At 65.5% G+C, this 6,965-nt stretch carries 6 protein-coding genes and 1 pseudogene; 4 read left to right on the top strand and 3 right to left on the bottom strand.

Annotation, left to right across the window (positions count from 1 at the left end):
- Positions 1–70 precede the first annotated feature (70 nt).
- A complete protein-coding gene (locus tag QOI01_RS06505) occupies positions 71–385 on the bottom strand; it encodes a hypothetical protein (RefSeq protein WP_526379363.1) in 315 nt (104 codons plus the stop codon).
- A gap of 34 nt (positions 386–419) precedes the next feature.
- Here QOI01_RS06505 and QOI01_RS06500 point away from each other — a divergent pair.
- A pseudogene (locus QOI01_RS06500) lies at positions 420–1,109 on the top strand (dihydrodipicolinate reductase); the annotation flags it as partial.
- Here the strand turns inward: QOI01_RS06500 and ligD are convergent.
- Together ligD and QOI01_RS06490 are read right to left on the bottom strand one after the other, a co-directional pair.
- The gene (ligD, locus tag QOI01_RS06495) at positions 1,106–2,158 is read right to left on the bottom strand and encodes a non-homologous end-joining DNA ligase (protein ID WP_526379361.1); all 1,053 of its coding nucleotides are present in this window, start codon (positions 2,156–2,158) and stop codon (positions 1,106–1,108) included. The pseudogene QOI01_RS06500 and the gene ligD sit on opposite strands and share 4 nt — an antisense overlap.
- Position 2,159: 1 nt before the next feature.
- Positions 2,160–3,188: an ATP-dependent DNA ligase gene (locus tag QOI01_RS06490; protein ID WP_526379362.1), complete on the bottom strand. Its 1,029-nt coding sequence runs from the start codon at positions 3,186–3,188 to the stop codon at positions 2,160–2,162.
- Positions 3,189–3,315: 127 nt separating this feature from the next.
- On the opposite strand from QOI01_RS06490, the gene QOI01_RS06485 reads away from it, so the two are divergent.
- The 3 genes from QOI01_RS06485 (at position 3,316) to QOI01_RS06475 (ending at position 6,300) form a co-directional block, all read left to right on the top strand.
- Positions 3,316–3,786: a hypothetical protein gene (locus QOI01_RS06485; RefSeq protein WP_526379360.1), complete on the top strand. Its 471-nt coding sequence runs from the start codon at positions 3,316–3,318 to the stop codon at positions 3,784–3,786.
- Positions 3,787–4,267: 481 nt separating this feature from the next.
- Positions 4,268–5,347 (top strand): ATP-dependent DNA ligase, encoded by a 1,080-nt coding sequence (locus QOI01_RS06480; RefSeq protein WP_526379359.1) that lies wholly within the window; start codon positions 4,268–4,270, stop codon positions 5,345–5,347.
- A gap of 44 nt (positions 5,348–5,391) precedes the next feature.
- Positions 5,392–6,300 (top strand): hypothetical protein, encoded by a 909-nt coding sequence (locus QOI01_RS06475; protein WP_526379358.1) that lies wholly within the window; start codon positions 5,392–5,394, stop codon positions 6,298–6,300.
- The last annotated feature ends 665 nt before the right edge of the window (positions 6,301–6,965 follow it).

The raw sequence follows: 6,965 nt of genomic DNA, 5'->3' as shown, positions 1-6,965 counted from the left end.
CTTGCGCACGATGTCTTCCGCGGAGTTCCGCTTCCGTCCAGCCATATTTCCATCGTCCTATCCACCCAGGTCACGGGCAACAGGACTCTAAAACAAGATGGCCCCGTTCACCGGGGACATGCCAGGTGCGCTGACCTCCGTCACCATCGAGGGCACCGTCACCGCCCTGCGCGCGATCGTCGAACACCGCGACGACCTGCTCAAAACCCGCACCCAAACCATCAACCGCCTCCACGTCGTGCTCACCCACCTCATCCCGGCCGGTGCACAGCGTGACCTGACCGCCAGCAAGGTTGCCGAGCTCCTCCGCGGGATCCGACCCCGCGATACCGCCGGCAAGACCCCGCGCGGCCTCGCCGTGGACCTGGTCACCGAGATGCGCCACCTGGACCGGCGCATCGCCAAAGCCACCGCCGACTTCGACGATGTTCGGATCGGGTATCAGCCCCGGCTACGTCAACCAGCTGTCGATCGTGGCAGCGGGCATCTGCGACAGGGTCGACAAGATCACCGTCAACGAGGCCGCCGACACCACGTTCTACGACTCACCCGCCACCGAGAAGCCGGTGGGCTTCGGCCAGCCGATCGACCACCCCGACCTACAGGCGATGACCGCCAAGGGCACCGGCGTGTTCGGCGAGGCCGTGCGGATGGTGGCCGACGCGCTCGGCATCGAGCTCGACGAGGTGCGCTGCGAGGCCGAGTACGCACAGACCACCGAGGATCTCGATCTCGGGTCGTGGACCATCCCCGCCGGCTGCGTGGCCGGCGTGCACGCCAGCTGGAAGGGTGTCGTGGGCGGCGTCACCCGCGTCGAGATCTCCGTGCTGTGGAAGAAGGGCCAGACGCTCGGACCGAATTGGCCGATCGAGCAGGACGGCTGGCTCATCGAGGTCGCGGGCCGGCCGACGGTGACGATCAAGGTCGGCTTCCTACCCCCACCGGACTTCGAGGCGACGACACTCGAGGAGTTCATGGTCCTCGGCCACATCATGACCGCCACGCCGCCGCTCAACGCGATCCCCGCCGTCATCGCTGCCGCACCGGGCATCGTCACCTACAACGACCTGCCCCTCATCCTGCCGCGAGGGGTCGTGCCGGTCGGCTAGTCCGCGACCGGATTGCCGTCGGCGTCCCAATGCCCCGCGACCTTCTTGCTCGGCTGGACCCGCGGCGGTTCGCCCGGCATCTTCGGGTAGCTCGGCGGGTACGGCAGGTCGCCCAGCCCGCGCTCCTCCTCGTCGGCCTCCACCATCTGGAGCAGGCGCTCGATGGAGTGGGGACGAGACTCGATGTCGGCCCACGGATCCTCACGCTTGGCCACCAGGTCCGGCACCGTGGCGATGGTGTAGTCGTCGGGGTCGGCACCGGCCAGGTCGGCCCAGCTCAACGGCGTTGACACCGTGGCGATCTCGGTCCGGCGCGCCGAGTAGGCCGAGGCGAACGTGCGGTCGCGCGCGTTCTGGTTGTAGTCGATGAACATCCGCTCTCCGCGCTCCTCCTTCCACCACGACGTCGTGACCTGATCGGGCGCGCGGCGTTCGACCTCGCGAGCCAATGCGATGCCCGCCCGACGCACGGCGACGAAGTCCCAGTCCGGCTTTATCCGGATGAACACGTGCACGCCCCGACCGCCCGAGGTCTTCGGGTAGCCGACGATGCCGAGCTCGTCGAGAACGGGTTTCAGGACGTTCACCGCGATCTCTGCGGCTTCCTTGAAGGCGGTCCCCGGCTGTGGATCGAGGTCGATGCGCAGCTCGTCGGGGTGTTCTGCGTCGGGGCAGCGGACCTGCCACGGGTGCAACGTGATCGTGCCCATCTGCGCCGCCCATGCGATCGACGACGCGTGCGTCACCTTCAGCGCGTCTGCGGTCCGGCCGGAGGGAAAGGTCACCAGGCACGTCTCTAGGTAGTCGGGATGCTTTGCGGGCACCCGCTTCTGGTAGATCTCCTCCCCCTCGATGCCGTCGGGGAATCGCTGCAGGTGCGTGGGCCTGTCGCGAAGCACGGCGACCATCGGCTCGGCGACGGCGAGGTAGTAGTCGAAGAGCGTGCGCTTGGTGCCCTTGGACCCCAGCTTGGGGAAGTACACCTTGTCCGGACTGGTCAGCCTGACGGCTACCCCGTCGACGTCGACTTCCTCTGCAGGAGTTGCCATTTCAGCCTTCCAACACGTCGGACAGGTCGTAGTTCAGGGGTGAGTCCAGCTGGGCGAAGGTACAGCTCGACGGTTCGCGATCGGGCCGCCACCGCACGAACTTCACCGCATGGCGGAACCGTCGACCGTGGACGGTGTTGCCCTCCATCTGGTCATAGGCCACCTCGGCGACCCTCTCGGGTCGCACCGGGGTCCAGCGCTTGTCGGCAGCCGAGTTCCACCGGGACGGCTCACCGTCCTTCATCTCGTCACCTTCGCGCAGGGGCTCGAGATCGGCGAGCATCTTGACACGGTCCTTGACGCTGAACGAGGCTGCGCCACCGACCATCTGGAGTTCACCGTCGTCCCGGTACAGACCCAGCAGCACGGACCCGACGCCCTCGCCGCTCTTGTGAATGCGGTACCCGATCGCCACGCAGTCGGCATCTCGCTTGTGCTTGACCTTGATCATGTCGCGTTTGCCCGGCAGATAGTGCCCGGCGAGGCGTTTGGCGATCACGCCGTCGAGCCCGGCCCCCTCGAACGTGGTGAGCCAGTGCGTGCCGAGCTCGGGGTCCTCGGTGGTGCGGGTGACGTGGCACCACGTCTTTTCGTCGACGAGCCCCGAGAGCGCCTCCCGCCGCACGCGAAACGGTTGGTTCATCAAGGACGTATCCCCCGTCGCCAGTGCATCGAACCCGATGAAGTGTGCGGGTGTCTGCTCGGCCAGCATCGCGATCCGACTCTCTGCGGGATGGATGCGCTGGCTCAATGACTCCCAATCCAGTCGGACGCGACCGTCGATCTCACGCGGGACGACGACCTCGCCGTCCAGCACGCAACGCGGCTCCAACTCGTCCCGCAGGGATTCGACGAGCTCCGGAAAGTATCTGCCGAGATCCTTGCCGCTACGGGACAGCACGATGACCTCGTCACCATCGCGGAACACCAACGCGCGAAAGCCGTCCCACTTGGGCTCATAGGACCACACTCCGGCGTCGTCGGGCACCTTGGTGGCGGCCTTGGCGAGCATCGGCTCGATCGGCGGCATGACAGGTAGGTCTGCAGAAAGGGGCACGTTTCCATCCTCACGTATGCGCGGCTCGCTCGTAGAGACTTCCCGCGCGCGCCGAATTCATCACCCGAGGAATGATCACCGAGGGTGCAACGATCGTCGGATGGGTGCACTGACGTACAGCCTGGATCTATCGACCAGGTACTTCTGGCGGACCGTTGGCCGCCCGTCGACATCGCAGGCGAACACCGCTGGCTCGATTCACCACATACCGCCCGAGGTGTGGTCGCAGTGGAATGCACTCTTCGCGCCCGGTGGCGAGTTGTTCGCCCGGGTGTGGGGCCGGCGGGTGGAACAGTTGGCCTTGCCCGTCCAACCACTGTCGGTCAGTCGCGGGATGTCGAGCGTGGTCCGGGTGGTCCATGACGTCGAAACCGGGGACGCAGGCACCCGAGCCGGCGCCGCCTGGCTGCGCAACCTGCGCTCCGACGGTTCCAGGGTGTACAGCGGTTACTATCGAGTGGGCCGGTTGCCCGGTAACCGCCAACCGCGCGTGTACGTCTCATTTCCCTTGGAAAGCGACAGCATTCAGGTTTACCTGGCACCGCGCGACGACCCCGACGGCTCATTCTGACTGGAGTCCCGCTCCCATTCATTTGGCGGCGACGGCGCTTACGCAGTGGTCCGGTTCGGAGATCGCTGGTACGCGTCGATACCCCCATCCGGGAGACGTTCCATGTCTTCGTCGACGACGAAGGCGTTCTGCGCACCGACCACTGGTTGCGGTTTCGGCCGCTGGCAGGCGCTGCGCCTGCACTACCGGTTGGACCGCACCAGTACGTGACGAGCCGTCATCGCAGCGGTGGCGTCGCGTGTGGGGGGGACGATGCAGTCGACGCACGTATCGAAGCATTCGGGACGCAGCAGCCAGGGTTGCGACGATTCAGACGGACTAAACAAGTGCAGGAAGTGCAGGCGGCGCGCCTACGCGGATCAGCTGCAGGCGCCCAAACCCACGACAAGCGCCTATTACCCCTTAATGCCACACCGCGACGCGGTTGTCAGGTCGGGAGACAGAACCCTTTCGCCTACAAACCATCAACCACAATGAGGCAATGAAGCTGCCCGTCCTGCCGCCGATTTCGCCGATGTTGGCCAAATCGGTCTCGGCCATCCCACCCGGCGCCTCCTACGAACCGAAGTGGGACGGCTTCCGGTCGATCTGCTTCCGCGACGGCGAGGAGGTCGAGCTGGGTAGCCGCAACGAGCGCCCACTGACCCGATACTTCCCCGAACTGGTCGCCGCCATCAAGGCTGAGCTCCCGCCACGGTGCGTCATCGACGGTGAAATCATCATCGCCACCGACCGTGGACTGGACTTCGAGGCGTTGCAACAACGCATCCACCCAGCCGACTCGCGAGTGCGGATGCTCGCCAAGAAGACCCCTGCGTCCTACGTAGCGTTCGACCTGCTCGCCCTGGGCGACGACGATTACACCCGGCGCCCGTTCACCGAGCGCCGCGCCGCACTCGTCACGGCCTTGGCTGACTCCGGCCCCTCCGTTCACGTCACACCGGCGACCACCGATCTGACGACCGCGCAACGGTGGTTCGAGGAGTTCGAGGGAGCCGGTCTCGACGGCGTCGTCGCCAAACCTCTGACGATCACCTATCAGCCCGACAAGCGGATCATGTTCAAGATCAAGCATCAGCGGACCGCTGACTGCGTCGTCGCCGGCTACCGAGTCCACAAATCCAGCGACGAGGCCATCGGCTCACTACTGCTCGGGCTCTACACCGACGACGGCAGTCTCGCCTCGGTGGGCGTCATCGGTGCGTTCCCGATGGCCAAGCGGCGGCAATTGTTCACCGAAATGCAGCCGCTGGTAACCACGTTCGACGACCACCCATGGAATTGGGCCGCGCACGAAGCCGGCGAACGAAACCCGCGCAAGAACGAAACCTCACGATGGAACGCCGGCAAGGATCTCTCGTTCGTGCCACTGCGGCCCGAGCGGGTGGTGGAGGTCCGCTACGACCACATGGAAGGGCAACGGTTCCGCCACACCGCGCAATTCAACCGCTGGCGCCCCGACCGCGACCCTCGCTCGTGCACCTACGCCCAACTCGAACAACCACTCAGCTTTGGGCTGGGCGACATCGTCCCCGGCCTCATCGAGCAAGGCGAAAGCTAACGCGCACGACGGGACTGTCGGTGGTCGGTCGCACTTTTCTGTGCGTGGCTGTTTCCGGATGGCGATTGTGCTTCTTTCAAGCGGTGTTGCCCACGCCGTCAGCCAACATGTCTTCGCTACGCGCGCTGCAATCGGTCGACTGGACCCAGTGGCGAGAGGCAGCAGCGATCCCGGAGCGGACGCCGTTCCTGTTGTCGCCGACGTTCGAATACGACGTCGACCTCAATGGCTTCTTCCTTTCCGGCGAGATGCTCGGCCACCCATGGAACACCCAGGATGGCTGCGCCCGGGACCTGAGAGCGTTCCTGAACTTCCTGTGGCACAACCGCAACCGCACCCCGTGGCGCGACGCCACGGCCGCCGATCACTTCGCCTACCTTGTGTGGCGACGCAACGACCCGGCGGGGCCGCGCATCGACGACTCCACGTGGGATCGGGAGGTCACCGCGGTCAACCAGTTCTACGGCTGGCAGGTGCGGGCACAGCACGTACCCGGCAACCCGATTCCGCAGCGGGCACGACGACCGACACCACGCACTGCAGGGCGTCGCGGAGCCCAGTCTGCGACGACGGCAGCCACCTACAGCCACGGAGCCGGTAGGGAGAAGATCGAGTGGATTCCGCCTGCTACCTACCGTCGGTGGCGCGACGTCGGAATCCGCGGGTACACCCCGCACGGTCTGCCGAACGTGGACTTCCGCGGGCGGTGGGCCGCGCGAAATACGCTGTTCAGTGACGTCATGGTGCGCACCGGCCTACGCCTGTCTGAGCAGACCGCGCTGACGGTCTTCGAGATGCCTCTGGATCGCGGCCTGGGCGGATACCAAAGGTTCTGGTTGACACTCGGCGAATGCCGGGAGCCGGACGGCGGCTGCATTCCGTCGATGCTTATTAGGACGCCAGCACCAGCCGACGCCGATTGTCGATTGGGTCTTCACCAACTGAACGAATAGCGCACGTCCACTCCGCTCGTAATTAGGTCTCCTGCAACAACTTTGCGTGATCTAGCGGAGGTGTTACGGGCGCCAGAAGCCGGGGTGCGCGCCTCGGCTACGGCAGCCGCAGCGATCCGAGACGCGGCACAATCTTCCGGCGCTTTCGCAATAAGCAGAAAGCCCCTCGGAGGCGCTCTCCGAAGTTTGGCAGTGGCGGCGTCAACGCGACGCCGGCTGACACGGGTGGCCTGAATAGCGAATTGTCCTCGGAGGTGTGAGTCGGCCCGGGCACCCGGGAACAACCATCTACGCATGGTGTTGGCGCCCGGACCGCACATTCTCAACGGGGCGCTGGATCTGCTGAGCTTGCGGTTCGCTCAGCTTCACCGAGTGTTCTACCGGCACTTTTGAGAACGCGGGCCCGATGAGCAGGTGGCGTCGCAGATATCAACGACCTCGGCCATGGGTGAAGCGCGCGCCCGCCGTGCGACAAGAAGGGGATCGAACGCGTGCCGGGACAGAATCGGTTAACGCCAGGTACCATCCGGATACCAACGGGCGGCTAGGCCGACTATCTTCATGTGTGAATGCGAGTTCTCCTGGTGACGGCGAAACGGTCACGGTTATCCGGCTGGGCATTCATGCTGGGTGGTACCTTCGCCGGCCGGGCTTCCGGTGCGGAG

This window comes from Mycobacterium sp. (assembly GCF_032162605.1).
In the GTDB taxonomy this organism is placed as follows: Bacteria; Actinomycetota; Actinomycetes; order Mycobacteriales; family Mycobacteriaceae; genus Mycobacterium.
This window is presented reverse-complemented; position numbering and strand designations above follow the sequence as displayed.

Coding starts and splice junctions, on each gene's coding strand:
- ligD (WP_526379361.1), bottom strand. CDS start 2,158: ATGGCAACTCCTGCAGAGGAAGTCGACGTCGACGGGGTAGCCGTCAGG.
- QOI01_RS06480 (WP_526379359.1), top strand. CDS start 4,268: ATGAAGCTGCCCGTCCTGCCGCCGATTTCGCCGATGTTGGCCAAATCG.
- QOI01_RS06490 (WP_526379362.1), bottom strand. CDS start 3,188: ATGCCGCCGATCGAGCCGATGCTCGCCAAGGCCGCCACCAAGGTGCCC.
- QOI01_RS06485 (WP_526379360.1), top strand. CDS start 3,316: ATGGGTGCACTGACGTACAGCCTGGATCTATCGACCAGGTACTTCTGG.